Source organism: uncultured Shewanella sp. (genome assembly GCF_947501665.1).
Classification (GTDB): domain Bacteria; phylum Pseudomonadota; class Gammaproteobacteria; order Enterobacterales; family Shewanellaceae; genus Shewanella.
Genome location: NZ_CANMWS010000014.1, coordinates 72,633 through 96,640, shown reverse-complemented (window position 1 = coordinate 96,640; position 24,008 = coordinate 72,633). Strand labels below are relative to the sequence as shown.

Sequence of the window (24,008 nt, the reverse complement as noted above, 5' to 3'; positions counted from 1 at the left end):
GAGAATTATCATGGCAGTTATTAAGTGTAAGCCAACCTCTCCAGGTCGTCGCCACGTAGTTAAAGTGGTGAACAGCGATTTGCATAAAGGGAAACCTTTTGCAGGCCTGTTGGCGAAAAAATCTAAAAGTGGTGGCCGTAATAATACCGGTCGTATCACTGTCCGTCACGTAGGTGGTGGTCATAAGCAGCATTACCGTATCATCGATTTCAAGCGTAATAAAGATGGTATCCCTGCGAAAGTTGAGCGTTTGGAATATGATCCAAACCGCACAGCTAACATCGCATTGGTACTATACGCTGATGGTGAGCGTCGTTACATTCTTGCCGCTAAAGGCATGAAAGCTGGCGATGCAATCCAATCAGGTATTGATGCTGAAATCAAGACTGGTAATGCTCTGCCTCTACGCAATATCCCTGTGGGTAGCGTAGTGCACGCAGTTGAAATGAAGCCTGCTAAAGGTGCTCAAATCGCTCGCTCTGCAGGTGCTTACGTACAAGTTATTGCTCGTGATGGCGCATATGCCACTCTACGTCTTCGCTCTGGCGAAATGCGTAAAGTGCCAGTTGATTGCCGCGCGACATTGGGTGAAGTTGGTAACGCCGAGCATATGCTACGCCAGTTAGGTAAAGCAGGTGCTAAACGCTGGAGAGGCGTACGCCCGACAGTTCGTGGTGTTGCAATGAACCCAGTAGATCACCCACATGGTGGTGGTGAAGGCCGTACTTCTGGTGGTCGTCATCCTGTGTCTCCATGGGGTCAGCCTACTAAGGGTTATAAGACTCGTAGTAACAAACGCACCGACAAGTACATTGTACGTCGTCGCAATAAAAAGTAAGAGGATTCGCCATGCCACGTTCTCTCAAGAAAGGTCCATTCATTGACCTGCACTTGCTGAAGAAGGTAGAGAAAGCGATGGAAGCGGGTGACAAAAAGCCTATTAAGACTTGGTCTCGCCGCTCTATGATCATCCCTAATATGATTGGGTTGACCATCGCTGTCCATAATGGTCGTCAGCATGTACCTGTGTTCGTAACTGACGAAATGATCGGCCACAAGCTTGGTGAATTTTCACCAACTCGCACTTATCGCGGCCATGCTGCAGATAAGAAAGCGAAGAAGCGTTAATACGGGAGGAATAAGATGGAAGTTTTAGCTAAACATCGTTTTGCCCGTACGTCGCCTCAAAAGTGCCGTTTGGTTGCAGATCAAATCCGAGGCCTGCCTGTTGCTAAGGCTCTCGAAATTTTGACTTTCAGCCCTAAGAAAGCCGCTGTACTTGTTAAAAAAGTACTCGACTCTGCTATCGCTAATGCTGAGCACAACGAAGGTGCTGACATTGACGAGCTACGAGTTGGCGCCATCTTAGTTGATGAAGGTCCAACCATGAAGCGTATCATGCCACGTGCTAAAGGCCGTGCTGATCGCATAATCAAGCGTACCAGCCACATTACTGTGGTTGTATCAGATCGCTAGGAGTTAGCAATGGGACAGAAAGTACATCCTAATGGTATCCGTCTGGGTATCACTAAGCCTTGGATCTCGACCTGGTACGCTGATAAGTCAGACTATGCCAAGAACTTGAGCAGTGACTGGGAAGTGCGTAAGTTTCTAGAAAAGAAACTTAAGCAAGCGTCAGTTTCTAAAATAGTTATCGAGCGTCCAGCTAAAAGTGTTCGTGTTACTATCCACACAGCCCGTCCAGGTGTTGTGATTGGTAAGAAAGGCGAAGACGTTGAGAAGCTACGCAACCAAGTTGCTAAGTTGACTGGTATTCCAGCTCAAATCAACATCGCTGAAATCCGCAAGCCAGAGCTAGATGCGAAGTTAGTTGCCGAAGGCATCGCTTCTCAACTAGAGCGTCGTGTTATGTTCCGTCGTGCGATGAAGCGCGCTGTACAAAATGCTATGCGTCTTGGTGCTAAAGGTATCAAAGTTGAAGTGAGTGGCCGTCTAGGTGGAGCTGAGATTGCACGTTCTGAGTGGTATCGTGAAGGTCGTGTACCTCTACATACTCTGCGTGCTGATATCGACTATTCGACAGCTGAGAGTCACACTCAATATGGTGTGATCGGCGTTAAAGTTTGGGTCTTCAAAGGTGAAGTCCTAGATGGAATCGTTCCTCAGCACGAAGAGCCGAAACAGCAGCCTAAGCGTAAGTCTCGCGGTAAATAGGAGAGCCGGCAATGCTGCAACCAAAACGAATGAAGTTTCGTAAAATGTTCAAAGGCCGTAACCGCGGTCTTGCGAACGGCACTGAAGTCAGCTTCGGTGAATTCGGTCTGAAAGCGGTAGGTCGTGGTCGACTTACAGCACGTCAGATTGAATCTGCGCGTCGTGCGATGACACGTCACATTAAACGTCAAGGTCAGATTTGGATCCGCGTTTTCCCTGACAAGCCAATTACCTCTAAGCCTCTTGAAGTGCGTATGGGTAAAGGTAAGGGTAACGTTGAATATTGGGTTTGTCAGATCCAGCCTGGTAAAGTCCTTTATGAGATGAATGGTGTATCTGAAGAGTTAGCGCGTGAAGCGTTTGCTTTAGCTGCTGCTAAACTCCCTCTGAAGACGACTTTCGTAACTAAGACGGTGATGTAATGAAAGCGAGCGAACTAACAGAAAAGAGCGTTGAAGAACTGAACGCTGAACTGCTTGGTCTGCTGCGTGAGCAGTTTAATCTGCGTATGCAACACGCCACTGGTCAGTTAACTCAGACTCATCAGCTTAAAATCGTGCGTCGCAACATTGCGCGCGTTAAGACCATTATTACTTCTAAGGCGGGTGCATAATGTCTGATAAAATCCGTACTTTGCAAGGTCGTGTACTTAGCGACAAAATGGACAAGTCCATTACTGTTGCTATTGAACGTAAAGTGAAACATCCTCTATATGGGAAGTTCCTTAAGCGTACTACAAAGATCCATGCACATGACGAACAAAATCAGTGTAATGCTGGCGATGTCGTGACTATTCGCGAATGCCGTCCGCTGTCTAAGACTAAGTCTTGGACCCTGGTTGAAGTAGTATCAAAGGCCTAATTTCGATTAGGTAAAATAGTTAAACGGCTCCATTTCCGGGGTCGTTTATTTTTTAGTACTATCTATTCCTAATTTCGGGTGTTATACTTGCGCGCCTTTTTCGATAAAATTGATTGAAAAAGCGTGTAATAATTAGACCCAATTGTTGGGATTATGAAGTAACGATAGCGGAGCACTTAAAATGATCCAAATGCAATCGGCTCTTGAAGTCGCCTGTAACAGTGGCGCTCGTAGAGTTCAGTGTATTAAGGTCTTGGGTGGCTCTCATCGTCGTTATGCCGGTATCGGCGACATCATCAAAGTTTCTGTAAAAGAAGCAATTCCTCGCGGTAAAGCGAAGAAAGGTGATGTGTATAACGCGGTGGTAGTCCGTACTAAGAAAGGCGTACGTCGTCCAGATGGTTCTGTCATTCGCTTCGATCGGAATGCAGCGGTATTGCTTAACGCAAACCTTGCACCGATTGGTACTCGTATCTTTGGACCAGTGACACGTGAATTGCGTACAGAGCAGTTCATGAAAATTGTCTCATTGGCACCAGAAGTACTGTAAGGAGCTTCAAAATGGCAGCTAAAATACGTCGCGAAGACGAAGTAATTGTACTAGCAGGGAAAGACAAGGGTAAACGCGGTAAGGTTTCTCAAGTTCTTCCTACTGGTAAATTGATGGTAGAAGGCATCAATCTTGTTAAGAAACACCAAAAGCCTAACCCACAACTGGGTGTGACTGGTGGTATTATTGAACAAGAAGCCGCTATACAAGCATCAAACGTAGCGATCTTCAACTCTGCCACTGGCAAAGCGGATCGTATTGGTTTCCGATTTGAAGACGGGAAAAAAGTCCGTTTCTTTAAATCGAACAGTGAACTCGTTAAGTAATTGGAGTAAACGATGGCGAAACTGCATGATAAATATCAAGAGACTGTTAGTCCTGAACTTATGAAAAAGTTCGGTTTTACCAGTGTCATGCAAGTCCCTCGGATTGAAAAGATCACCCTGAATATGGGTGTTGGCGAAGCTGTAGCAGATAAGAAAGTTATGGAGCATGCGCTTCGTGACATGACTGCTATCGCTGGTCAAAAGCCAGTTGTGACTGTCGCTCGTAAGTCAGTGGCTGGTTTTAAAATCCGTGAAGGCTACCCTATCGGCTGTAAAGTAACCCTGCGTGGCGAACGCATGTGGGAGTTCTTTGAGCGTTTAGTAGATATCGCAATCCCACGTATTCGTGATTTCCGTGGTCTGAGTGTTAAATCATTCGATGGCCGTGGTAACTATGCGATGGGTGTACGTGAGCAAATCATCTTCCCTGAGATCGAATACGATAAAATCGATAAGATCCGTGGTATGGATATTGTAATCACTACTTCTGCGAAGAATGATGAAGAAGGACGTGCTTTATTAAGCGCATTCAACTTCCCATTCAAGAAATAAGGGTAGCGTAATGGCAAAAAGTTCAATGAAAGCACGTGAAGTAAAACGTGCCAAGCTCGTGGCAAAGTTCGCTGAAAAGCGTGCGGCACTTAAGGCTATCATTAGCAACCCAACAACGTCTGATGAAGATCGTTGGGATGCCGTTCTTAAGCTGCAAGGTCTACCACGTGACTCTAGCGCTGCGCGTCAACGCAATCGTTGTAGTCAAACGGGTCGCCCACATGGTTTCTTACGTAAGTTCGGCTTAAGCCGTATTAAATTACGTGAAGCGACTATGCGCGGTGAGGTTCCTGGCCTTCGCAAGGCTAGTTGGTAAGCACTTGTCACGGAGTAAGCTAATATGAGCATGCAAGATCCTATTGCGGATATGTTAACACGTATTCGTAACGGCCAAGCTGCTAACAAAGTATCTGTGAAGATGCCTTCAGCTAAGTTAAAAATCGCTATCGCGAAAACACTTAAAGAAGAAGGTTACATCTCAGACTACGCCGTAGCAGATGAAGCTAAGCCTGAACTGGAAATTACGTTAAAGTATTTCCAAGGGCAACCAGTCGTTGAGACTATCCAGCGCGTTAGTCGCCCAGGTCTTCGTATTTACAAAGGTAAAGACGAACTTCCTAAGGTGATGGGCGGTCTAGGTGTCGCAATTGTTTCCACTTCTAAAGGCTTGATGACCGATCGTGCCGCCCGCCAAGCAGGCATGGGTGGTGAGGTTATCTGCTACGTAGCGTAAGGAGCTAGGTATGTCACGTGTTGCAAAAGCACCCGTATCTATTCCAGCTGGCGTAGAGGTGAGCTTGAAAGATCAAGAGATTACCGTTAAAGGCGGCAAATCTACTTTGACTCGAGTGATTAACAGTGCGGTAAACCTAGTTGTTGAAGGTGATAAAATCACTTTTGCACCAGTTGAAGGCGTCGCAGGCGCTTGGGCACAAGCAGGTACTGCTCGTGCACTGGTTAACAACATGGTTATAGGTGTGTCTCAAGGTTTCGAGAAGAAATTACAGTTAATTGGTGTTGGTTACCGTGCGAAAATCGCCGGTAAAGGCATTGATTTGACTTTAGGTTTTTCACATCCTTTAGTACATGAACTACCCGCGGGCGTAACAGCAGAATGTCCTTCACAAACTGAAATCGTACTGAAAGGTGCCGATAAGCAGTTAGTGGGTCAGGTTGCTGCAAACATTCGTGGCTATCGTCCACCAGAGCCTTATAAAGGTAAAGGTGTTCGTTATGCTGACGAACAAGTACGCCGTAAAGAGGCTAAGAAGAAGTAGGTAACGCGATATGGATAAGAAAACATCTCGCTTACGCCGCGCAACTCGCGCCCGTAAGAAGATCCAAGAGCTGGGCGTTAATCGTCTGGTTGTACATCGTACACCACGTCACATCTATGCACAGGTCATTAGTCCTACTGCACAGGTTTTGGCGACAGCTTCTACTGCTGAAAAAGCGGTAACAGAGCAACTAAAGTACACCGGTAACGTTGATGCAGCTAAAGCAGTCGGTAAAGCCGTTGCTGAGCGCGCCGTTGAAAAAGGTGTTACTAGCGTCGCTTTCGATCGTTCCGGTTTCAAGTATCACGGTCGTGTTGCAGCATTAGCTGACGCCGCTCGTGAAGCTGGCCTCCAGTTCTAAGGGGTTATAAGAATGGCTAAATTTGAAGCTCAACAGAAAGACGATCTGCAAGAAAAATTAGTTGCAGTGAATCGTGTTTCTAAAGTTGTAAAAGGCGGACGTATCTTCAGTTTCACTGCATTAACTGTAGTGGGTGACGGTAACGGTAAAGTCGGTTACGGCTATGGTAAAGCGCGTGAAGTGCCTGCCGCAATTCAAAAAGCAATGGAAAAGGCTCGCCGTAACATTGTTAACGTTGAATTGAATGGTGGAACTTTGCATCACCCTGTTAAGGGACGTCACACTGGTTCGCGTGTTTACATGCAACCTGCATCTGACGGTACTGGTATTATTGCCGGTGGTGCTATGCGTGCCGTATTGGAAGTAGCAGGCGTTCATAACGTACTGTCGAAAGCATACGGTTCTACTAACCCGATCAACATCGTTCGCGCAACTGTCGATGCGTTGGTGCACATGAAGTCACCATCACAAATCGCAGCTAAGCGTGGCCTGAATGTTGATGAACTTCGAGGTTAATACACCATGGCTACTAAAACTTTAAAAGTAACTCAGACTAAAAGTTCAATTGGACGTTTGCCTAAGCATCGTGCAACGTTGACTGGTCTTGGTTTACGCCGTATTAATCACACTGTTGAATTAGAAGATACTCCTTCTGTTCGCGGTATGATCAATAAGGTTTACTACATGGTTTCGGTGGAGGAATAAGATGCGTCTAAATACTCTATCACCTGCTGCAGGTGCAAAATCTACAGCTAAGCGTGTAGGTCGCGGTATTGGTTCTGGCCTAGGTAAGACAGCCGGTCGTGGTCACAAGGGACAAAAGTCTCGCTCAGGTGGCGGCGTTCGTGTCGGTTTTGAGGGTGGTCAAATGCCACTTAAAATCCGTCTGCCTAAATTTGGTTTTACTTCGCGTAAAGCGTTAGTATCATCAGAAGTTCGCACGAGCGAATTGGCAAAAGTTAACGGTGATGTTATCGACCTTAATGCGCTGAAAGATGCGAATTTAGTTACTCGCAACATACAGTTTGCTAAAATCGTTCTTTCAGGTACCATTGAACGCCCAGTGACCGTAAAAGGTCTTAAGGTAACTAAAGGTGCTCGTGCAGCGATTGAAGCTGCCGGCGGTAAGATCGAGGAATAATACGTCGATGGCAAAACCAGGACTTGATACAAAAAGCACGAAGGGTGGACTCTCAGAACTGAAAGCTCGCCTCCTGTTCGTGATTGGTGCAATAATCGTCTTTAGGGCGGGATCGTTTGTACCGATTCCTGGTATTGACGCCGCTGTATTAGCAGAGCTGTTCAATCAGCAAAAGGGGACCATCCTAGGCATGTTTAACATGTTCTCTGGTGGTGCCCTTGAACGTGCTTCTATCTTTGCATTAGGTATTATGCCGTATATTTCGGCATCGATTATCATGCAATTATTGACTGTGGTTCATCCTGCACTCGCTGAGCTAAAAAAAGAAGGCGAGTCTGGAAGAAAGAAAATCAGTCAATATACTAGGTACGGCACGTTGGTTCTGGGCACGTTCCAGGCAATTGGTATTGCAACAGGGTTACCAAACTTAGTGCCAGGTTTAGTGGTAAACTTAGGCTTTAGTTTTTACTTTGTCGCAGTTGTGAGTCTAGTGACAGGAACCATGTTCCTGATGTGGCTAGGTGAGCAAATTACCGAGAGAGGCATAGGGAATGGTATCTCGATATTGATTTTCGCAGGTATTGTTGCCGGTCTACCATCTGCTATCGGCCAAACGGCTGAACAGGCGCGTCAAGGCGACTTGAATGTACTAGTATTGTTGTTACTTGCAGTGATTGTTTTCGCTGTAACATATTTTGTGGTATTCGTTGAGCGTGGACAACGTCGTATCGTTGTTAACTATGCAAAACGTCAGCAAGGCCGTAAGGTGTTTGCTGCACAAAGTACGCATTTACCACTTAAATTAAATATGGCGGGTGTGATCCCCCCTATTTTTGCGTCCAGCATTATTTTGTTCCCAGGCACACTGGCTCAGTGGTTTGGTCAAAATGAGTCCATGTCATGGTTAAGTGATTTTTCACTGGCTGTGTCACCAGGGCAACCGCTGTACTCATTATTGTATGCGACAGCAATTATCTTTTTCTGTTTCTTCTATACAGCGTTGGTGTTTAACCCACGTGAGACAGCAGATAACTTGAAGAAGAGTGGTGCGTTCATTCCCGGGATACGTCCTGGAGAACAGACTTCGCGTTACATTGATAAAGTGATGACTCGTTTGACATTAGCAGGCGCGTTATACATTACCTTTATCTGTTTAATTCCGGAGTTCATGTTAATTGCGTGGAAAGTACAGTTCTATTTTGGCGGTACTTCACTACTGATTATGGTAGTCGTAATCATGGACTTCATGGCTCAAGTTCAGACTCATATGATGTCTCATCAATATGATTCTGTAATGAAGAAAGCTAACCTAGTGAACAAAGCGAATTTAGATCGCTTTGGTCGATAAGCTAGCTTTTACGGAGTGATGTAATGAAAGTTCGAGCTTCCGTGAAGAAGATCTGCCGTAATTGCAAGATCGTAAAGCGTAGTGGCGTTGTTCGCGTGATTTGTGTTGAACCTAAACACAAACAGCGTCAAGGCTAAAAAAAATTGGTCAGCCCTGTTCGGGCTGATCAAATATTATTTGCTAAATTGTCGTCTGTCGAGTATCCTACCGGGCTTTTCACAGATGACCTTTAACTTGAGGAGTGCATAGTGGCCCGTATCGCTGGCATTAACATTCCTGATCAAAAGCACACAGTCATTGCATTGACTGCTATCTACGGCATTGGTCGTACTCGCGCACAAGCTATTTGCGCGGCTACTTCAATCGCTGAAGATGCTAAGATCAAGGAATTGAGCGAAGCTCAAATTGATACTCTACGCGAAGAAGTCGCCAACTACATCGTAGAAGGTGATTTACGTCGTGAAGTTTCCATGAACATCAAGCGTCTTATGGACCTTGGTTGTTACCGTGGCCTTCGCCATCGTCGTAGCCTGCCCCTTCGTGGGCAACGTACTAAGACCAATGCGCGTACGCGTAAAGGTCCACGTAAACCAATTAGAAAGTAACGGGAAGGTAAACCAATATGGCTAAAGTTCCGTCACGTTCTCCGCGTAAGCGCGTACGTAAACAGGTTGCTGATGGCATGGCGCACATTCATGCGTCTTTCAACAACACAATCATCACCATTACCGATCGTCAAGGTAATGCACTGTCTTGGGCAACATCAGGTGGTTCAGGTTTCCGTGGTTCACGTAAATCTACTCCGTTTGCTGCACAGGTTGCTGCTGAGCGCGCAGGTACTGCTGCTCAGGACTACGGTGTTAAAAACCTAGAGGTTTTTGTGAAGGGTCCAGGTCCAGGGCGTGAATCAGCGATTCGTGCACTAAATTCGGTTGGTTATAAAATTACCAATATTACCGATGTGACGCCTATCCCTCACAATGGTTGTCGTCCTCCTAAGAAACGTCGCGTATAACACGCCGCATTTAATAGGATAGTTGGAGAAAGAACATGGCAAGATACTTGGGTCCCAAGCTCAAGCTCAGCCGCAGAGAAGGTACAGACCTTTTCCTAAAAAGCGGTGTGAGAGCAATTGATTCGAAGTGTAAGCTTGAAACTGCACCTGGACAACACGGCGCTCGTAAGACCCGTCTGTCTGAGTATGGCGTTCAGCTACGCGAGAAACAAAAAGTTCGTCGTACTTACGGTGTGCTAGAAAAGCAATTCCGTAACTACTACAAAGATGCTGCACGTATTAAAGGCAATACAGGTGAAAACTTGTTACAACTTTTGGAAACTCGTCTAGATAACGTCGTTTATCGTATGGGTTTCGGTGCTACACGTGCTGAATCACGTCAGCTAGTTAGTCATAAGTCTATTATGGTTAACGGCAGCGTTGTCAACATTCCATCATTCAAAGTGTCTGCGAATGATGTCGTGAGCATTCGCGAGAAGTCACAGAAGCAAGCCCGTATTAAGGCTGCTTTAGAAGTGTCGGCTCAGCGCGAAAAGCCAACATGGGTTGAAGTAGATACCACTAAGATGGAAGGTGCTTTCAAGCGCATTCCTGAGCGTAGTGATTTGTCTGCGGATATTAACGAACAGCTGATCGTCGAACTTTACTCTAAGTAAAGTTAACACAAAAGAGAGGACACAATGCAGGGTTCTGTTACAGAATTTCTTAAACCGCGTCTCGTTGATATCGAGCAGGTTAATCCAACACGTGCCAAAGTGACACTGGAGCCCCTAGAACGCGGTTTTGGTCACACTTTAGGTAACGCGTTGCGTCGTATCCTATTGTCGTCAATGCCAGGCTGCGCGGTTACCGAAGTAGAGATTGATGGTGTACTGCACGAATACAGCAGCAAGGAAGGCGTGCAAGAGGATATCCTTGAGATCCTTCTAAACCTGAAAGGTTTAGCTGTTGTGATCGAAGGGAAAGACGAGGCTATGCTTACGTTAAGTAAGTCAGGCGCAGGCCCTGTTACTGCAGCAGATATCACGCATGATGGTGATGTCACTATCATGAATCCTGACCATGTTATCTGTCATTTAACAGGTAATAATGATGTCAGCATGCGGATCCGTGTAGAACGTGGTCGTGGTTATGTGCCAGCATCAGCTCGCGCACAAACTGAAGACGATGATCGTCCTATCGGCCGTTTGTTGGTGGATTCTTCGTTTTCTCCTGTTGCACGTATCGCCTACAATGTAGAAGCGGCTCGTGTAGAACAGCGTACTGACTTAGACAAGCTTGTGATCGACATGACTACCAATGGTACTCTTGATCCTGAAGAAGCTATTCGTCGCTCAGCCACTATTTTAGCTGAACAGCTAGATGCGTTCGTTGAACTTCGTGATGTCACTGAGGTAGTTGAGAAGGAAGAGAAGCCGGAGTTCGATCCGATTCTGTTGCGTCCTGTCGACGATTTAGAGCTAACTGTACGTTCGGCTAACTGTTTGAAAGCCGAGGCGATTCATTACATCGGAGATCTGGTACAGCGCACTGAAGTTGAGTTGCTGAAAACACCTAACTTGGGTAAGAAATCTCTTACCGAAATTAAGGATGTGTTAGCGTCTCGCGGACTGTCGTTAGGTATGCGTCTAGAAAATTGGCCTCCAGCCAGTTTAGCAGACGACCTTTAAGTCCAGATTTGTACAGATTTAGGTAATAAGGATTAGGTCATGCGCCATCGTAAGAGTGGTCGTCAACTAAACCGTAACAGCAGTCATCGCCAAGCTATGTTCCGTAACATGGCAAGCTCATTAGTTCGTCACGAAGTGATCAAAACTACTGTAGCTAAAGCGAAAGAACTGCGTCGCGTAGTTGAGCCTCTGATAACACTTGCTAAAAGTGATAGCGTTGCAAATCGTCGTTTGGCGTTTGCTCGTACTCGCGACGCAGAAGTCGTAGGTAAGCTATTTAATGAATTGGGTCCACGCTTCCAGGAACGTCCTGGCGGTTACACCCGTATCCTTAAGTGCGGTTTACGTACTGGTGATAAAGCGCCTATGGCGTATATTGAACTAGTAGGTCGTGCTGATGTTGCTGAAGCTGACGTTGAAGTCGCTGAGTAACTAGGAATTCAGTTAAAAAAGGTCGAGCTTAGCTCGGCCTTTTTTTATGGTCAAAATGCAGCTTACCTTCAAATGAAGGTCAATTATATTTTTAACGGTTAAGCTGCGCTTAAAGGCTTAATAGAAGAGTATGAGTGCGTACTCAGATAGTGTTAGGAGTACTTGCTTTAGTGTGTATTGATTTTCTTATCAATATATTATTGAAATAACATAGTTTTTACTAAGGTCTTATTGCAGATTTTTATTTAGTGTTTAAATATTAAACATGAAAGCACAAGGTGTATCTTGTACTTGTTTTCAGTGAGTGTAGTCAATCAATAACTGATAGGGAAATCTTAGTCTATGTTGTTCATCAGAAAGTTTCATCGTTCCGCTTTTTTATGCTTTTGTCTGGTTTTCATGCAAGGTTGCAGTCTTGCTCAGCTGCCTGATACTAATGCTAAGGTTAATTATCCTGAGCTGAGGCAGGTTTTACTGGATATGTATCAAACCAACCAAAGGCTGCAGCAGAAAGTGATTAAATCAGCACAACAAGATTATCAAGCATGTGACAAGGGCTATATCACTGAGCTTGAGCGTGAGTTAGTGGCATTAACGGATAAACAAGTTGCAAAAATAAAGAGTATTTTCTCTCAACACGCCTTGCTGACTTCCGCAGATATAGGTAAGGATGGGCTAAGTGCATTAGTGCAATTGATCTCAAATAACTATGATACCGATTTTAAACAACAAATGTTGCTTGTGATTAAACAGCTCTACCAGCTCAAAGAGCTGTCTGGTCAAGATTTTGCAGTGTTATATGATTTGGTTCAGATGGAAAAAGGTTTGCCACAGTACTATGGTACTGTATTGCATGAAGAAAATGGGCATTATGTATTGATGAATATTCAAGATCCTGAAAACGTGGATTTTCGTCGTTCACAGTTGGGTTTAGTTTCACTTTCAGACTCACTTCAATTTTTTTCTTCCGGCCCAACGGCTCATTAATGCTAAATGATTGTTTTAAAAATTTTAAGTGTATTTTAAGCAGGGAGGTATCGATTTCTAACAGCAGAAAAATAGGTCAGCTTTCAAACGAAAGTTGATCACGTTTCTTGGTGTCATGAATGAACTTGCCGTTAACCATAACCTCATTGATATTCATTGCTACCGCAGGTTTATGTGCAGATGCATCTGTAGCACGCTATGAACTCTTCCCTGAGCGCTCTACGACTTCATCCTTGAAGTCGAAGGCGTACCGCTGCATCTACACGGGGTTCTAAAATCAAGAGACAAGCATAGATCAAAGCAGCGGGGGTTTCTTCGGTTTGTTTTTTATCCGAAGTATCAATTAGATCAATTGGCTATGATTTGAAAGAGAAGGTTGGTATTGGGTGAGGAAAATAATATAGACATGAGCTGTTCTATAAGCGTTTTATCGCTTTTAGGTACACATCACTTCGCTCGCGTTTGCCGACAGCGATTACGGTGACAATGATGCTTTTATCTTGGACTTGGTATACCAGACGATAGCCTGATTGTTTGAGTTTTATCTTATACAGATTATCACCACCTGAAAGCTTCGCGGCAGGGATATGAGGATTGGTTAAGCGCTCAGCTAATTTTTTTTTAAATTGTTGTTGTAAAGTAGAGCCAAGTTTTTGCCATTCTTTGAGCGCACTCTTTTTGAATTCGAGATCATAGCTCATCAATATTGACCGCAATACTTTCTTCAGATTGACGCTCTTTTGCAATAATAAGCAGCTCAAGATCTTCGATTTTATCCATCATCATTTCATAAGCTTCAGCGGGTACGCAATAGAATGCTGGCTCATTTCTATTTAGCACGGCAACAGGTTCACCATAAGCGCTTGTCGCCACTTTCATTGGGTTGGCTTTTAATTCGGTAATGCTGGCAGCCACATCAGCTAAAATTCGAGTGGTCATTAAGTCGCTCCTCTAATGGTGCTTTAAATAAGTCTTTAAATAAGTCTTTAAATAAGTCTTTAAATCAGTCTTCGTATTATTCATTTTAGCGGCAAGTTAATGGGAGTACAAGGGGGCTTAGGTGGAGGGTTAGCCAGCGCTGCGGCCATCTGTCAAAGATCATTGAAGGCTGGTGACACTTTGAGTATTAAGCTTCGCTTAATGGGTGATCGTGAGTTTCGATTCACACTGGTAATCTTTCAAACGAAAGTTGATAACGTTCTCAGTATAATGAGTGAGCTTGCCGTTAACCATAACCTCATTGGTATTAATTGCTACCGCAGGTTTATGTGCAAGTAACTCTCGGGACGCTGTAAACCCATCCATGGGCGCTCTGCAATTTCATCCTTGAAATTGAAGCCCTCTAGTTCACTTACACTGGATTGAACAGCAAAGATCAAAGCTGAGGGGGGGCTTCGGTGACAGGTGTAGAGTGTGTTGTTAGTCGAAGTTTCATTGTTATTAATCGCTTGCAGCGGGCTAAAGTCGTGGATTCCCATCCACACTGGGGCAAGAAGGACTGCTCGTCCTAAGGATATCCTTATTCAAAAGCCAGCCAAATATCCGTATTTGTCGCTCAAAAAGGCCATAATTATGGCCTTCGCCCTCTTGCATCCACCATGACGCCCAGACGAAGTTAATTTTCCTCATACTCCGTTAAAAATAGTCTAACGTTTCCGATGGGGCGTCCTGCCCCTCGAAAACTAGATGAATATCCATATTCATCTTACGATATTTTGAAATACGTCTTTCGGTAACTTCGATGGGAAGGGCAAAGCTTATTTTTGTTTTGTGCTGATGTCGGTATTTAATTTTTAATCTCATCAAGAGAATTAAAATCTTATTAGTACTTAATCCTGATGTAATCACCTAATTATTTGGATATTATTCATTCATTTGGTTATTTTTCTAGGAAAGATATATGGCAAAACAGTTCATGTTAATGGAACCTAAAAATGAAAATTTTAATGAGCTTATAGGTGGCTCAAGTAAATATATAGTTCCTAGGTTTCAGCGTGATTACGCGTGGGATATTGAGCAATGGGAAGATCTATGGAATGACATTAATGGACTTGATGAAGAGGGATTACATGTTTTGTGTTAAATCGCAGTAACTGTAAAGCCATATTTTGATAGCACCCGCTTTTGGGTGAAAACTATACAATGAGTATTTCAGATGGATCTTTGCGCTAGTCAAGTTATCGAAAAATATAGAACGTACGGGTTTGAATACAAGAAACAGTACTCAAATCATTCTTATCTTACTTTTACGTTTCGCTCTGGGTTCTTCCATAATGCTGAAGTAGTCAAGATAGCAAACAACTCTAACGATGAGGCCATGATACAAGAAAAAATAAGTAGTCTTAACACGTTAGGGATATCTGCGAAAATTACAGAATACTCGAACTTAGAAGATATAGAAGAAGGGCTATTTAAAGGTTTTTTTGATGTTATTTCTTGGCGAAATCGCATTCGCAGTGACTATCGTGAATACGTAGCATCTGTTATGCGAATATACCCTCAGAAAAATGATGATATGTCGTATCATTATATAAACGCACCATATGCGATCACCAATAAAAACGCAGAATGCTCGCCTGATATCATTGAAGATATCATATCTCGTTTAAATGATGACTCTGCTCAGCTAATTCTTATCGAAGCACCAGCTGGATTCGGTAAAACCTGTACGGCATATGAGCTAATAGATAAATTAGCTTCAGATGATCAAAGCCCAATTCCGTTTTTTACCGAATTCTCTAGAGACCGTCAAGCACGAATTTTTAGTCATGTTTTTATACGCGAAGTGGACAGGGCGTTTAATCAAGTAAATTCAGACATCGTGGAATACGAACTTAAGAATGGTCGTATTGTCATGGTTCTAGATGGGTTTGATGAGCTTCTTTCTGATACTCAAAAAATCGAAGCAGATGAAGATTATGAGAATGCAGAGCCCATGCTTGAAACTATTAGTGAGCTACTGGAAGGGCGCTCAAAAATAATTATTACTTCTCGAAAATCAGCAGTGTTTGATGGCGTCACTTTCAGTGAGTGGATAGATAAGTTTGATAACAAGTTTGACTTCGTTCGCTATCGGATTGAGCGCCCTTAAGCTTGTGATTGGTTGGGAAGGCAGCGACAAGATAAAATAGAAAAGCTTGGACTGAACCTTAAAGAGGTATCTAATCCCGTTTTGCTGTCTTATTTGCGGTTCGTTAGTGATGAAAAGTTTGATGAATTATGTGAATATCCTGACGAATTAGTAGATAGGTACTTCGACAGCATGCTTGAGCGAGAGCGAGAGCGCCAAAATTTACATATTACTCCAGAGAATCAAAGTACTCTACTGGCATTGCTTGCCGAAGATATGTGCGAGCGAAACTATACATCTGAGTCCAAAGAAAAACTAATAGAGTTTTTCAAGTCAAACAAGTGCTTGAGCATACTAGAAGAGGCAAGAAAATCTTACAAAGTAAGTGAACGCCCCTCTATTGATTCATTGAGCAATACTCTTTCTAATCACGCATTTTTTGACCGTAGTAATCAAGGCGAAGGTCGTGTTGAGTTTGTAAACGAATTCGTATTCGGAAATTATATTGCTCAAGGGATTTTGGAGTGTGATGACGATTGGATAGCAAGTGACGAAAGATTTGTTGAGCCAGCCGTATTGTCATATGTTCCTCGGCATCACGAAGTTAAAGAAAAACTTTGGGGTGCTTTGTCGCCGATGAATGAGTTCTTATCAACATCAGACAGATTTCGATATGAGTTAAGTATGTTGGGAGAGATTCGTTCTAATAGTTACGATGAATGCTCAATAATGTCTTTAAATATCAAAGAATACACATTATTCAGCCACAGTCAGGTAAGTGAAGTTTCATTTAGTGATTGTGTATTTAATGACGTTGAATTTGTGGCTAAAAATATTACCGACATAACTTTTATCAACTGTAAGCTCTATAACTGCAAGGTAACGGGTAGACTGGAGAATGCAGAATCCTTTTTGTTCTTAAATTGTATTGACAATAATGGATTTATAAATGATGTGGATAGCTTTAGACGAGAAGAGGATAGTGGAGGGCTTGATGAGCTTACCCGTTTGATTTTGGAGCGATACTGGCGAGTAGGTTCTGCTCAAATCGATAGGCTACATATACCTATGGTTAGAATTTATAAAGCGTGTCAACAGCAGGGATACAGCAAGCGACAAATAACATTAGAAATGAAGAGGATGAAGTCTGAGAAGTTGTTAGAAAATGCTGATAATGGTGAATACATAGCGATTAATAGTAATAGTATTGCTGCTATTAAAGATATGTTAGGGAGAGCATGATGAAGGCAATGCTTCCTAACCTAATGGAGAGAGAAGTTGTTGGGAATATTACTGATACATTGAACAAACTGGGCATAATGTATCGTATTTTTTCTAGAGTAAAAGATTCTCATTCATTATCCAAGAAAATATCATCAAAGTTTAAATATCTCGAAGGTAGTTCAAGAATTCAAGATTTTATCGGTGTGCGCGTAGTTATGTATTTCCCTGATGATATTGAGTTGGTACATAAGACGATGACAGCCATTTACTGTGAACGGAAAAAAGATGCGAGTATTGATGACCTAGATGACAATACGTTTAAGCCTGTCCGTTATAATCTTGTTTACGAGTTGCCTAAGGATTCGTGCTATGATTTGGGCTTTGATAATGCACATTGTGTAGACAATACATTTGAGCTTCAAATTAGAACTGTTCTCTCCGAAGGGTGGCATGAAGTAGAGCACGATTTACGATATAAGTTTCAAGATGACTGGAGTGCGAGTCATATCGAATCAAGAAAACTAAATGGTGTTTATGCTTCATTAGAAACAAGCGAATGGACGATGATTCGTATTCTAGAAGATGTAGCATACAAACACTATAAACAGCAAAATTGGGAAGCAATGCTTCGGCAAAAATTGAGGTTAAGAATTCAAGACTTTGATCTTGGAGAAGATATTAATCTACTTTTCGACTCTAACACAGAGTTAGCTAAGAAGTTTTTCCGAGTTGATAGAGAAAGCCTAATTACAGAATTGTATGAGAAAGGTTTTGATTATCCATTAACCTTAAAAAATATAGTGTTCTTTACTAATACTGTTTTTGTTCGTGATAAAAGCATTTTAGGGTTAACACCAGAAGAGTTTGTTGAAGAATACACCTTAGAGCATGAGAAGTTATGTTAAACGATACGTTCGCTTAATTGTACTACCTCAAACCCTACTGACACATCCTGACAGTCTTTCTTTGTATGCTGTTTGTAACAACTTTTTTATTGCAAACATGATAAATAATACAAGGAATGAAAAAATGAAAAGTGTCATCGAAATCGTGTGTTTTACTGTACTTCCCGGGACGACGGAAGCGGATCTCGTGACTGCGACCCAACGCAGTCAAACTTTTGTTGCGACCCTTGCGGGCTTTCAATATCGATCGTTAAGTTATCATCTAGACTCTCAAACGTGGACAGATGTCATTTATTGGGACAGTATGGACAGTGCCAAGCAAGCCTGTGAGCAGTTTAAGGCCCACCCGGATTGCCAAGCCTTTATGGCACTGATTGACCCTAAAACCATAAATATTGAGCATCAGGAAATCAAGATGTCAGCATTAGCCGAAAAGTATCAATAACTATAACATTTTCAAGAAGGCCGTGGAGCTAAGCTGTGACGAAATCAGAACGATTATTGGCATTATTGACGTTATTACGCACTAAACGCTATGCGGTCACGGCGGTGCAATTAGCTGAAGCGCTTGAGGTCAGTGAGCGTACTATTTATCGTGATATACAAGCTTTGATGCATATTGGTGTTCCCATTGAAGGAGAGGCGGGGGTAGGCTATTTACTTGGCACAGCTTCTCACTTACCGCCTTTGATGTTTACCGATCAAGAATTAGTGGCGTTAGAGTTGGGTATGCGCATGGTGCGAGCATGGTCAGATGATGAACTGGCCATTGCGGCTCAAAGTGCATCCAATAAATTGGTGTCCGTGTTGCCGGACAAATTGAAGCAGCAAGTAGAGCGTTTTTCTTATTTAGTGCCTAATACTTCAAAGCCGTCTCCTGCAGCCAATACCCGTAAAATCTTACGACATGCAATCGATAGGTGTTTAAAGGTGGAAGTTGGCTATTGTGATGTGAACAAGCAATTAACGCTTCGGTGCCTGCAACCCTTAGGACAAATTTTGTGGGGCCACATGTCAGGGGAAAGCATATGGACCTTAGTCGCTTGGTGTGAACTGAGAGAGGCCTATCGTCATTTTCGTATCGATCGTATTTTACAGATCACCGTACTTGATGAGACGTTTGAACTCACAGACAATAAATCACTGGAGGATTATATTCATCAGCAAAAGAGTCATATTTAAGAGACCTTCCCTTTGTCTCTTAGATATGAAGCAGGCTTAGCCTAGTTTTCGTCTTCGTTCAGGATCAACGTCCATGAATACGTTTTGTAGTCTGTTGTTGTGAGGATGTCTTGAAGGACCTCTTCGGACTCCGCGCGAAGTACAATCCATGCCGTTGATAGATCCGCAGCGATATACGGTAATTCCTCTATCATTCCATCGGCAATGAGTTGTTGGTGTGCTGGACTAGGTAGATGCAGTTGTGTGTGCAGTCCCTGTTCTGATCGGGTGGCTTGGACAAGCCAGCGTTTCTCGTATTGATTAATATCATTATTGATAACATTGATTGGAGGAGCGTTTCTAATCAAGGTCCATGCATAAGTTTGATAATCATTTAGCGGCATGGTCGCGAATATGTCTTGAAGAGCCTCTTCAGATTCTGCACGAAGTACAATCCAAGCTGTTGAGCGATCGGCAGCGACAAGTGCTAAGTCTTCTTGGATCCCATCGTCAAGTCGTTGTTGATCTGCCGCATTTGCCAAATGAAGACGCTCTTTCAGTACCTCTTCTGCGCCGGGAAGAATAGTGGCCTGAACAAGCCAACGTTGCAAATCTTGATCACTATCTTCGCTGGCAAAAGTACTGATTGGAAGCGCTAGGGTGATAAGGCAGCTGACGGTGATTGAGGAGATTGTGGTCTTAATGTATTTGAGCATGTTAGATTTTTCCTTTCTGGTGTGCTGAACCTAGGCGTTGCAATGAGCGTATGACGTTAGGTCATCATTACAACCCTTACTAGCTAGCATTATTCAATATTATGTTATTATCCCTTCAATGGTATTTTATAATACCATGTCGGTGATGTTATGATATTCATGAATACCATTCAAGAAAAATATATCTGTATTATGGAAATCGCCATGAACATTCAGCCAAGTAAAAAGAAGCAAATCATCGCAGCAGCGCGTGAATTGTTTACTCAGTATGGCTTTAAAGCAACCTCACTTGATATGATCATTAAAGTCACCGGGGGATCGCGACGAAATATCTACACGTACTTTGATGGAAGAGAGGGGCTCATTAGAGCTGTGTTAGAAAGTATTGCTGGGGATGTCTTGACCGCCTTTGAAGCATTACCACCCGATGAGACTCCGGCCAAAGTTTGGCTAACAGTATTAGGTGAAACCTATTTGAGAACGATGACAAGGTATGATGTCATTGGTATGTTTCGTCAGCTCATTGCACTTTCTGACGAGGATAGCAATATCGGCAAGTGTGCCTTTTCAAAAGGACCAGAAGTCCTTGCCAAACGAGTTGAAAGCTATCTTAATTACCAGTGTATGTGTGGTAATTTAAAGGTTGATGATACAAGAGCTGCTGCGTATATTTTCATTGAAATGATTAAAGGTGAATTTGTACTAAAGGCATTAATGACTCATTCTGCTGCGCTTGAAGATGATTTGATATCACGGCACGTAGCCTTAGTTGTCAACATGTTCCTTAAGGGGACGGACAATGGGTTAGGAGCAGAAGAAAGATAGTTCAGTTCCTGAGCCTATGTTTTTTTGGTGCCAACTATCTCTTCAAATAGATTTTAAAATTGAGCGGCGGTATACAGTGTTTAAAGCACTCTTCTGATGTTGTTCGAGGTTCAGCTGTGGGGTTTTGGCTTATTTCGTTTCAAAATAGCTGTTATGACGCTTTCTAAATCGTTTTAGATAGAGTGTATAAAAATAAAGCTTTAAATCAATGGCTTGTATTTTATTTCTGGTTATCAAATTGCCATTAGACCAAGAGTTAATACACTTGAAGTATGGGGGAGTGGTACTTTTATTCCTTTAGCTGAATGAGTTATGCATAAGGAGAAAGGGATGAGAGTGCAGCAGATAAGGTTAAAATGGTATGAAAAGCTTGTCTGTTTCTGGCCTATGGGATTGGTTATTGTTGGAGGGGGACTGGGTGGTTTATGTGGCTGTGTTGCGCTAACCTTGAACGTTAGAATTTTTAAAAAAGATTGGCCTGAATCCAAAAAATACCTTTATGTGCTCTTAACGGGACTTGGTGCCACAGTCGCTTATTTTGTGATTATTGTGGCCTTAGCATTGATGTTTCCTAATTGGTTTATTTAACCTGAACTTGGGATAAACATCGCCGTTTAATATTGCTATTTTGGTCGCTATCTGTATTGTGCTGTCTATCAATAGCAGGCTATGCGATACGACCCCAGCCTTGATATCGACAAAAATGTCGGCATTGAGCAAAAAGGTAAAATAAATAAAAAACAAGAAATAAAATTAACCCCATGATTATAAATGTAATTCATATTTAATGCTCATCATCCCGAGTTATGGTTATTTTCTTTAATCACGTATCGCTTTGCATATTGGACTATTTATCTTTTTTGACAATTATTTTATTTAACCATTATCTTGTTTAACTATTATCAGGTTTAACTATGATTGCTTATTGATAAATCAGCGTCATTAGGTGCTGAATCTTTAAGGGATCATTGTTTATGATGTGTGTTTATAGTCTTAGGAAGATACAAATAACACAGCAATGATAAGGTTAAAGCCAGTGCGCCGATTTTGAACATACTGATATAACTAAGATTAAAGTTAAGTCCATAGGAGAAGGCATAACTGGCAACAAACTGTGAGCCGCCATAGAGCAATGTCATATAAGACCAATATTTAGCATGGTGCTGCATAGTGACTAAGTGTCCAATAAAAAGTGACATTAAAGTCACTAAGGCAATTAAATAAAAACCGGATAAAAAAGCACTTATTGCGACAAAGGTGAGAGAAGGAAACCAAGCAATTAAAATTAAGCTAATAATCCCAATGAGGGCTGTGATCATAATAGCCCAATAATGACCCAGTTTATGATGTAAAATACCAGCAAATATGGAACCAACGGCAGCGCCTAAGCCTAATAAGGCAAAGAGCGTACTGCTTGTATGTAGGCTCATGTGTAAAGTGCGATGGGCGAAATCAGACAAAAAAAGTAGGCTAGGGGTGAGGCCTACGCCATATAAACCATAACCAATCAGTGCAATGACGAAGGTTTTCTTCTGAAGTGCGTTGAGTTTAATTGGCTGTGCTTGGATTGTGCTTTTTTGTGGTGTTGCTTTTGCACATTTGAGCCAAGTGAATACGACTAAGATCAGTGTGATCAGCGCTAATCCAATCCAAATACCAATTACATTATTCCAAGTGTAAAACCAAGGGATCATCAAACTGCTTAAGGCCGTGCCAATACCAATACCCGCAAAAATAATCCCGCTTACGAGTGCTTTATGGTGATCGGGTAAGTGAGAAAGGATGAGACTGGGGGCTAAAATCATAATGGCTCCCCCGCTAAAGCCTAATAGCAAACGCCACAGTGTCAGCCACCAAAAACCCAGTTCAAAAATGCATAAGACAGCGGAGAGAAAAGAAATGAGCAGCAGGCTGAGCATGACATGAGATGTATGAAATAAGGTGTTTAACTTTGGTGCGAAGAGTGCTCCCAAAAAATACCCTAAAAAATTTGCACCTCCAATGTAACCAGCTTGGGAGCTGGTCAGCCAATGTTCATTAATTAAAAAAGGGATCACGGGTGTATAGGAAAAACGATTTATGCCTAGTGCCATTAAAAATAGGCAAAACCCAGCAAAAATATTATAAATATTGGCTTTGGATTGAAAGAGCGGCATCGCGTTATGCTCAAAGGTGATAATAACTGAATATAGTCGGTTTGACTATTTTGTGCGATGTTAACGCTTTATAAAGCTTGTCTAAAATTAAAAAATATACAATATATTTACTATTACAAAATATGTTTCTGGTTCCAACTTGACCTCTCGATAGGTTTATTTGCACTTCAGTGTTTACTTTTATTGGGGGCACTGTTCAATGATGCTCTGCTAGTGTGGGTTATTGATTAATGTAATTCAATAAGATAATACTAAGAGCACCATTTCAATGACTTTACTCTTAAGAGCTAGCTTGTGGATCCACATTCATCGTGCCACGTAACGTGCCACGTAATATGTTTGCCGCTTCAAGGCTTATTTGACCTTCTTGAAGGAGTAAATCAAGGCTACGTTGAGTTTCGGCAATATTAAAGTGAATCTGGAATAAATTATTCTTGTGTGTGTCATCCTTTATTTTATTCGTTTGTTTTTTTAGAGTTGAAATGCCGACATCCAGCCCCATTCCTCCAATCTTATTGGTGATACTTTTCCCTAGTTTCAACATCGACAGAGTGCTGCCGATTGTGCCTGGTACTTTGGCCGTAGAAGTGATGCTACACCACAATGTACCAAGCGTAAGTACAGTTCTTGATATAACGGATGTAGTATTGGCCCAATAGGCCGAATTTTTACTGTTTAAGCCCATATTATCAAGCATGGAATGAATCGTATTTGCTATGGCATCTGAGCCCATTTTAAGGCCATCATTTCCGCTTGCTTTACTACTCCAGTCGGCATATGCGCAGCCTGCATCTGAGACAACAAGTGCAAAAGCGACGCCTGATGCAGCGAGTACAGGAATGCCCCCGCCATTAGTTAATACTGTTGCAGCGATAGCTAGCCCAGCTCCTAATCCGGCCAAAGCAACATTGAATATTGCTTTAAAGAATGCCTTTTTGGCAAGCTCAATACCATTGTCTTTCGCTTTTTGCTCAAGCTGCTGTGCTCGTTCAATGTGAGTCGTTGATTTAAATGTTTTATCGCTCTTGACTGCGAGATCTAAACTTTCGATTGTTTTGTTTTTAGGGCGTTGAAAGGAGGCCTTATTTGACCCTGTAAGATCTAATGACTCAATGGTGGCTTCACATTCAAGGGGAACCTGTTTAATATCAAATTTATATGCTGGGATCTGTTGAAGTGGAGCTAAGCTTGATCTCACATTCATTTGTGATGATTGAGCATGAATTGTAGGCATAAGTATCCTTATGTAATTATAT

39 protein-coding genes are annotated in these 24,008 nt (G+C 42.5%); 33 read left to right on the top strand and 6 right to left on the bottom strand.

What is annotated here, in order from left to right; all coding sequences use genetic code 11:
* Positions 1–10: 10 nt before the first annotated feature.
* The 25 genes from rplB (at position 11) to Q0976_RS12340 (ending at position 12,695) form a co-directional block, all read left to right on the top strand.
* Entirely contained in the window at positions 11–838 is an 828-nt protein-coding gene (gene rplB, locus Q0976_RS12460; RefSeq protein ID WP_299494148.1) for a 50S ribosomal protein L2, read from the top strand.
* 11 nt (positions 839–849) lie between these two features.
* Complete coding sequence (gene rpsS, locus Q0976_RS12455) at positions 850–1,128, top strand: 30S ribosomal protein S19 (protein ID WP_006083596.1); 279 nt, start codon at positions 850–852, stop codon at positions 1,126–1,128.
* A 15-nt stretch (positions 1,129–1,143) separates the two neighbouring features.
* The gene (gene rplV / locus Q0976_RS12450) at positions 1,144–1,476 is read left to right on the top strand and encodes a 50S ribosomal protein L22 (protein WP_248942525.1); all 333 of its coding nucleotides are present in this window, start codon (positions 1,144–1,146) and stop codon (positions 1,474–1,476) included.
* A 9-nt stretch (positions 1,477–1,485) separates the two neighbouring features.
* A complete protein-coding gene (gene rpsC / locus Q0976_RS12445) occupies positions 1,486–2,175 on the top strand; it encodes a 30S ribosomal protein S3 (RefSeq protein WP_298773406.1) in 690 nt (229 codons plus the stop codon).
* Positions 2,176–2,186: 11 nt separating this feature from the next.
* Positions 2,187–2,597: a 50S ribosomal protein L16 gene (gene rplP / locus Q0976_RS12440; RefSeq protein WP_020912144.1), complete on the top strand. Its 411-nt coding sequence runs from the start codon at positions 2,187–2,189 to the stop codon at positions 2,595–2,597.
* Complete coding sequence (rpmC, locus tag Q0976_RS12435) at positions 2,597–2,788, top strand: 50S ribosomal protein L29 (protein ID WP_012144642.1); 192 nt, start codon at positions 2,597–2,599, stop codon at positions 2,786–2,788. Before rplP ends, rpmC begins: the two co-directional genes overlap by 1 nt.
* On the top strand, positions 2,788–3,036 hold the full coding sequence (gene rpsQ / locus Q0976_RS12430; protein WP_299494147.1) for a 30S ribosomal protein S17: 249 nt from the start codon (positions 2,788–2,790) through the stop codon (positions 3,034–3,036). The genes rpmC and rpsQ overlap by 1 nt, the downstream gene beginning before the upstream one ends.
* Positions 3,037–3,217: 181 nt before the next feature.
* Complete coding sequence (gene rplN / locus Q0976_RS12425; RefSeq protein WP_298773401.1) at positions 3,218–3,586, top strand: 50S ribosomal protein L14; 369 nt, start codon at positions 3,218–3,220, stop codon at positions 3,584–3,586.
* An 11-nt stretch (positions 3,587–3,597) separates the two neighbouring features.
* Positions 3,598–3,912 (top strand): 50S ribosomal protein L24, encoded by a 315-nt coding sequence (gene rplX / locus Q0976_RS12420; RefSeq protein ID WP_298773400.1) that lies wholly within the window; start codon positions 3,598–3,600, stop codon positions 3,910–3,912.
* Positions 3,913–3,924: 12 nt separating this feature from the next.
* Positions 3,925–4,464, top strand: coding sequence for a 50S ribosomal protein L5 (gene rplE, locus Q0976_RS12415; protein ID WP_298773399.1), 540 nt, complete (start codon positions 3,925–3,927; stop codon positions 4,462–4,464).
* A 10-nt stretch (positions 4,465–4,474) separates the two neighbouring features.
* A complete protein-coding gene (gene rpsN, locus Q0976_RS12410) occupies positions 4,475–4,780 on the top strand; it encodes a 30S ribosomal protein S14 (RefSeq protein WP_298773397.1) in 306 nt (101 codons plus the stop codon).
* A gap of 24 nt (positions 4,781–4,804) precedes the next feature.
* Entirely contained in the window at positions 4,805–5,197 is a 393-nt protein-coding gene (gene rpsH / locus Q0976_RS12405) for a 30S ribosomal protein S8 (protein WP_299494146.1), read from the top strand.
* A gap of 10 nt (positions 5,198–5,207) precedes the next feature.
* The gene (gene rplF, locus Q0976_RS12400; RefSeq protein WP_299494145.1) at positions 5,208–5,741 is read left to right on the top strand and encodes a 50S ribosomal protein L6; all 534 of its coding nucleotides are present in this window, start codon (positions 5,208–5,210) and stop codon (positions 5,739–5,741) included.
* Between the two features lie 10 nt (positions 5,742–5,751).
* Positions 5,752–6,102: a 50S ribosomal protein L18 gene (gene rplR, locus Q0976_RS12395; RefSeq protein WP_299494144.1), complete on the top strand. Its 351-nt coding sequence runs from the start codon at positions 5,752–5,754 to the stop codon at positions 6,100–6,102.
* A gap of 12 nt (positions 6,103–6,114) precedes the next feature.
* The gene (gene rpsE / locus Q0976_RS12390; RefSeq protein ID WP_298773389.1) at positions 6,115–6,618 is read left to right on the top strand and encodes a 30S ribosomal protein S5; all 504 of its coding nucleotides are present in this window, start codon (positions 6,115–6,117) and stop codon (positions 6,616–6,618) included.
* A 6-nt stretch (positions 6,619–6,624) separates the two neighbouring features.
* Complete coding sequence (gene rpmD / locus Q0976_RS12385) at positions 6,625–6,807, top strand: 50S ribosomal protein L30 (RefSeq protein WP_298773387.1); 183 nt, start codon at positions 6,625–6,627, stop codon at positions 6,805–6,807.
* 1 nt (position 6,808) lies between these two features.
* The gene (gene rplO / locus Q0976_RS12380; protein WP_299494143.1) at positions 6,809–7,243 is read left to right on the top strand and encodes a 50S ribosomal protein L15; all 435 of its coding nucleotides are present in this window, start codon (positions 6,809–6,811) and stop codon (positions 7,241–7,243) included.
* A 7-nt stretch (positions 7,244–7,250) separates the two neighbouring features.
* Positions 7,251–8,591, top strand: a complete 1,341-nt coding sequence (gene secY, locus Q0976_RS12375; RefSeq protein WP_298773385.1) for a preprotein translocase subunit SecY — start codon at positions 7,251–7,253, stop codon at positions 8,589–8,591.
* Between the two features lie 23 nt (positions 8,592–8,614).
* Positions 8,615–8,728 carry a 50S ribosomal protein L36 gene (gene rpmJ, locus Q0976_RS12370; RefSeq protein ID WP_006083579.1) on the top strand — a complete coding sequence of 38 codons (114 nt, stop codon included), beginning with the start codon at positions 8,615–8,617 and terminating at the stop codon, positions 8,726–8,728.
* Between the two features lie 111 nt (positions 8,729–8,839).
* On the top strand, positions 8,840–9,196 hold the full coding sequence (rpsM, locus tag Q0976_RS12365) for a 30S ribosomal protein S13 (RefSeq protein WP_012153475.1): 357 nt from the start codon (positions 8,840–8,842) through the stop codon (positions 9,194–9,196).
* A gap of 17 nt (positions 9,197–9,213) precedes the next feature.
* A complete protein-coding gene (rpsK, locus tag Q0976_RS12360) occupies positions 9,214–9,606 on the top strand; it encodes a 30S ribosomal protein S11 (RefSeq protein WP_012153476.1) in 393 nt (130 codons plus the stop codon).
* A gap of 35 nt (positions 9,607–9,641) precedes the next feature.
* On the top strand, positions 9,642–10,262 hold the full coding sequence (gene rpsD / locus Q0976_RS12355) for a 30S ribosomal protein S4 (RefSeq protein ID WP_298773376.1): 621 nt from the start codon (positions 9,642–9,644) through the stop codon (positions 10,260–10,262).
* Between the two features lie 24 nt (positions 10,263–10,286).
* A complete protein-coding gene (gene rpoA, locus Q0976_RS12350) occupies positions 10,287–11,276 on the top strand; it encodes a DNA-directed RNA polymerase subunit alpha (RefSeq protein WP_298773374.1) in 990 nt (329 codons plus the stop codon).
* 39 nt (positions 11,277–11,315) lie between these two features.
* Positions 11,316–11,708: a 50S ribosomal protein L17 gene (gene rplQ, locus Q0976_RS12345; protein ID WP_298773372.1), complete on the top strand. Its 393-nt coding sequence runs from the start codon at positions 11,316–11,318 to the stop codon at positions 11,706–11,708.
* A 342-nt stretch (positions 11,709–12,050) separates the two neighbouring features.
* The gene (locus tag Q0976_RS12340; RefSeq protein ID WP_299494142.1) at positions 12,051–12,695 is read left to right on the top strand and encodes a DUF6624 domain-containing protein; all 645 of its coding nucleotides are present in this window, start codon (positions 12,051–12,053) and stop codon (positions 12,693–12,695) included.
* Positions 12,696–13,111: 416 nt separating this feature from the next.
* On the opposite strand, the gene Q0976_RS12335 is transcribed toward Q0976_RS12340, so the two are convergent.
* The 3 genes from Q0976_RS12335 to Q0976_RS12325 form a co-directional block, all read right to left on the bottom strand.
* Positions 13,112–13,396 (bottom strand): type II toxin-antitoxin system RelE/ParE family toxin, encoded by a 285-nt coding sequence (locus Q0976_RS12335; protein WP_299494141.1) that lies wholly within the window; start codon positions 13,394–13,396, stop codon positions 13,112–13,114.
* On the bottom strand, positions 13,386–13,634 hold the full coding sequence (locus Q0976_RS12330; RefSeq protein WP_299003359.1) for a type II toxin-antitoxin system Phd/YefM family antitoxin: 249 nt from the start codon (positions 13,632–13,634) through the stop codon (positions 13,386–13,388). Before Q0976_RS12330 ends, Q0976_RS12335 begins: the two co-directional genes overlap by 11 nt.
* 198 nt (positions 13,635–13,832) lie before the next feature.
* Positions 13,833–14,000, bottom strand: a complete 168-nt coding sequence (locus Q0976_RS12325; RefSeq protein ID WP_299494140.1) for a hypothetical protein — start codon at positions 13,998–14,000, stop codon at positions 13,833–13,835.
* 595 nt (positions 14,001–14,595) lie between these two features.
* Here Q0976_RS12325 and Q0976_RS12320 point away from each other — a divergent pair.
* The 6 genes from Q0976_RS12320 to Q0976_RS12295 all read left to right on the top strand — a co-directional run bounded on the left by Q0976_RS12320 (position 14,596) and on the right by Q0976_RS12295 (position 19,076).
* A complete protein-coding gene (locus Q0976_RS12320; RefSeq protein ID WP_299494139.1) occupies positions 14,596–14,778 on the top strand; it encodes a DUF262 domain-containing protein in 183 nt (60 codons plus the stop codon).
* Positions 14,779–14,850: 72 nt separating this feature from the next.
* Complete coding sequence (locus Q0976_RS12315; RefSeq protein ID WP_299494138.1) at positions 14,851–15,786, top strand: NACHT domain-containing protein; 936 nt, start codon at positions 14,851–14,853, stop codon at positions 15,784–15,786.
* A 12-nt stretch (positions 15,787–15,798) separates the two neighbouring features.
* Positions 15,799–17,007 (top strand): hypothetical protein, encoded by a 1,209-nt coding sequence (locus tag Q0976_RS12310; protein ID WP_299494137.1) that lies wholly within the window; start codon positions 15,799–15,801, stop codon positions 17,005–17,007.
* The gene (locus Q0976_RS12305; RefSeq protein WP_299494136.1) at positions 17,004–17,894 is read left to right on the top strand and encodes a RelA/SpoT domain-containing protein; all 891 of its coding nucleotides are present in this window, start codon (positions 17,004–17,006) and stop codon (positions 17,892–17,894) included. Before Q0976_RS12310 ends, Q0976_RS12305 begins: the two co-directional genes overlap by 4 nt.
* A gap of 124 nt (positions 17,895–18,018) precedes the next feature.
* Positions 18,019–18,339: a hypothetical protein gene (locus Q0976_RS12300; protein ID WP_299494135.1), complete on the top strand. Its 321-nt coding sequence runs from the start codon at positions 18,019–18,021 to the stop codon at positions 18,337–18,339.
* 35 nt (positions 18,340–18,374) lie between these two features.
* Positions 18,375–19,076: a YafY family protein gene (locus Q0976_RS12295; protein ID WP_299494134.1), complete on the top strand. Its 702-nt coding sequence runs from the start codon at positions 18,375–18,377 to the stop codon at positions 19,074–19,076.
* A 41-nt stretch (positions 19,077–19,117) separates the two neighbouring features.
* Here Q0976_RS12295 and Q0976_RS12290 read toward each other — a convergent pair whose 3' ends face one another.
* A complete protein-coding gene (locus Q0976_RS12290) occupies positions 19,118–19,771 on the bottom strand; it encodes a hypothetical protein (RefSeq protein WP_299494133.1) in 654 nt (217 codons plus the stop codon).
* A gap of 159 nt (positions 19,772–19,930) precedes the next feature.
* Between Q0976_RS12290 and Q0976_RS12285 the strand changes: the two genes are divergently transcribed.
* Positions 19,931–20,596: a TetR/AcrR family transcriptional regulator gene (locus Q0976_RS12285; RefSeq protein WP_299494132.1), complete on the top strand. Its 666-nt coding sequence runs from the start codon at positions 19,931–19,933 to the stop codon at positions 20,594–20,596.
* A 330-nt stretch (positions 20,597–20,926) separates the two neighbouring features.
* Positions 20,927–21,184 (top strand): hypothetical protein, encoded by a 258-nt coding sequence (locus Q0976_RS12280; protein WP_299494130.1) that lies wholly within the window; start codon positions 20,927–20,929, stop codon positions 21,182–21,184.
* 377 nt (positions 21,185–21,561) lie between these two features.
* Here the strand turns inward: Q0976_RS12280 and Q0976_RS12275 are convergent, their stop codons facing one another.
* Together Q0976_RS12275 and Q0976_RS12270 are read right to left on the bottom strand one after the other, a co-directional pair.
* Complete coding sequence (locus Q0976_RS12275) at positions 21,562–22,752, bottom strand: YbfB/YjiJ family MFS transporter (RefSeq protein ID WP_299494129.1); 1,191 nt, start codon at positions 22,750–22,752, stop codon at positions 21,562–21,564.
* Between the two features lie 280 nt (positions 22,753–23,032).
* Entirely contained in the window at positions 23,033–23,986 is a 954-nt protein-coding gene (locus tag Q0976_RS12270) for a hypothetical protein (RefSeq protein ID WP_299494128.1), read from the bottom strand.
* Positions 23,987–24,008 lie beyond the last annotated feature (22 nt).

Coding starts and splice junctions, on each gene's coding strand:
- rplB (WP_299494148.1), top strand. CDS start 11: ATGGCAGTTATTAAGTGTAAGCCAACCTCTCCAGGTCGTCGCCACGTA.
- rpsS (WP_006083596.1), top strand. CDS start 850: ATGCCACGTTCTCTCAAGAAAGGTCCATTCATTGACCTGCACTTGCTG.
- rplV (WP_248942525.1), top strand. CDS start 1,144: ATGGAAGTTTTAGCTAAACATCGTTTTGCCCGTACGTCGCCTCAAAAG.
- rpsC (WP_298773406.1), top strand. CDS start 1,486: ATGGGACAGAAAGTACATCCTAATGGTATCCGTCTGGGTATCACTAAG.
- rplP (WP_020912144.1), top strand. CDS start 2,187: ATGCTGCAACCAAAACGAATGAAGTTTCGTAAAATGTTCAAAGGCCGT.
- rpmC (WP_012144642.1), top strand. CDS start 2,597: ATGAAAGCGAGCGAACTAACAGAAAAGAGCGTTGAAGAACTGAACGCT.
- rpsQ (WP_299494147.1), top strand. CDS start 2,788: ATGTCTGATAAAATCCGTACTTTGCAAGGTCGTGTACTTAGCGACAAA.
- rplN (WP_298773401.1), top strand. CDS start 3,218: ATGATCCAAATGCAATCGGCTCTTGAAGTCGCCTGTAACAGTGGCGCT.
- rplX (WP_298773400.1), top strand. CDS start 3,598: ATGGCAGCTAAAATACGTCGCGAAGACGAAGTAATTGTACTAGCAGGG.
- rplE (WP_298773399.1), top strand. CDS start 3,925: ATGGCGAAACTGCATGATAAATATCAAGAGACTGTTAGTCCTGAACTT.
- rpsN (WP_298773397.1), top strand. CDS start 4,475: ATGGCAAAAAGTTCAATGAAAGCACGTGAAGTAAAACGTGCCAAGCTC.
- rpsH (WP_299494146.1), top strand. CDS start 4,805: ATGAGCATGCAAGATCCTATTGCGGATATGTTAACACGTATTCGTAAC.
- rplF (WP_299494145.1), top strand. CDS start 5,208: ATGTCACGTGTTGCAAAAGCACCCGTATCTATTCCAGCTGGCGTAGAG.
- rplR (WP_299494144.1), top strand. CDS start 5,752: ATGGATAAGAAAACATCTCGCTTACGCCGCGCAACTCGCGCCCGTAAG.
- rpsE (WP_298773389.1), top strand. CDS start 6,115: ATGGCTAAATTTGAAGCTCAACAGAAAGACGATCTGCAAGAAAAATTA.
- rpmD (WP_298773387.1), top strand. CDS start 6,625: ATGGCTACTAAAACTTTAAAAGTAACTCAGACTAAAAGTTCAATTGGA.
- rplO (WP_299494143.1), top strand. CDS start 6,809: ATGCGTCTAAATACTCTATCACCTGCTGCAGGTGCAAAATCTACAGCT.
- secY (WP_298773385.1), top strand. CDS start 7,251: ATGGCAAAACCAGGACTTGATACAAAAAGCACGAAGGGTGGACTCTCA.
- rpmJ (WP_006083579.1), top strand. CDS start 8,615: ATGAAAGTTCGAGCTTCCGTGAAGAAGATCTGCCGTAATTGCAAGATC.
- rpsK (WP_012153476.1), top strand. CDS start 9,214: ATGGCTAAAGTTCCGTCACGTTCTCCGCGTAAGCGCGTACGTAAACAG.
- rpsD (WP_298773376.1), top strand. CDS start 9,642: ATGGCAAGATACTTGGGTCCCAAGCTCAAGCTCAGCCGCAGAGAAGGT.
- rpoA (WP_298773374.1), top strand. CDS start 10,287: ATGCAGGGTTCTGTTACAGAATTTCTTAAACCGCGTCTCGTTGATATC.
- rplQ (WP_298773372.1), top strand. CDS start 11,316: ATGCGCCATCGTAAGAGTGGTCGTCAACTAAACCGTAACAGCAGTCAT.
- Q0976_RS12340 (WP_299494142.1), top strand. CDS start 12,051: ATGTTGTTCATCAGAAAGTTTCATCGTTCCGCTTTTTTATGCTTTTGT.
- Q0976_RS12335 (WP_299494141.1), bottom strand. CDS start 13,396: ATGAGCTATGATCTCGAATTCAAAAAGAGTGCGCTCAAAGAATGGCAA.
- Q0976_RS12330 (WP_299003359.1), bottom strand. CDS start 13,634: ATGACCACTCGAATTTTAGCTGATGTGGCTGCCAGCATTACCGAATTA.
- Q0976_RS12325 (WP_299494140.1), bottom strand. CDS start 14,000: ATGGATGGGTTTACAGCGTCCCGAGAGTTACTTGCACATAAACCTGCG.
- Q0976_RS12320 (WP_299494139.1), top strand. CDS start 14,596: ATGGCAAAACAGTTCATGTTAATGGAACCTAAAAATGAAAATTTTAAT.
- Q0976_RS12315 (WP_299494138.1), top strand. CDS start 14,851: ATGGATCTTTGCGCTAGTCAAGTTATCGAAAAATATAGAACGTACGGG.
- Q0976_RS12305 (WP_299494136.1), top strand. CDS start 17,004: ATGATGAAGGCAATGCTTCCTAACCTAATGGAGAGAGAAGTTGTTGGG.
- Q0976_RS12300 (WP_299494135.1), top strand. CDS start 18,019: ATGAAAAGTGTCATCGAAATCGTGTGTTTTACTGTACTTCCCGGGACG.
- Q0976_RS12290 (WP_299494133.1), bottom strand. CDS start 19,771: ATGCTCAAATACATTAAGACCACAATCTCCTCAATCACCGTCAGCTGC.
- Q0976_RS12285 (WP_299494132.1), top strand. CDS start 19,931: ATGAATACCATTCAAGAAAAATATATCTGTATTATGGAAATCGCCATG.
- Q0976_RS12280 (WP_299494130.1), top strand. CDS start 20,927: ATGAGAGTGCAGCAGATAAGGTTAAAATGGTATGAAAAGCTTGTCTGT.
- Q0976_RS12275 (WP_299494129.1), bottom strand. CDS start 22,752: ATGCCGCTCTTTCAATCCAAAGCCAATATTTATAATATTTTTGCTGGG.
- Q0976_RS12270 (WP_299494128.1), bottom strand. CDS start 23,986: ATGCCTACAATTCATGCTCAATCATCACAAATGAATGTGAGATCAAGC.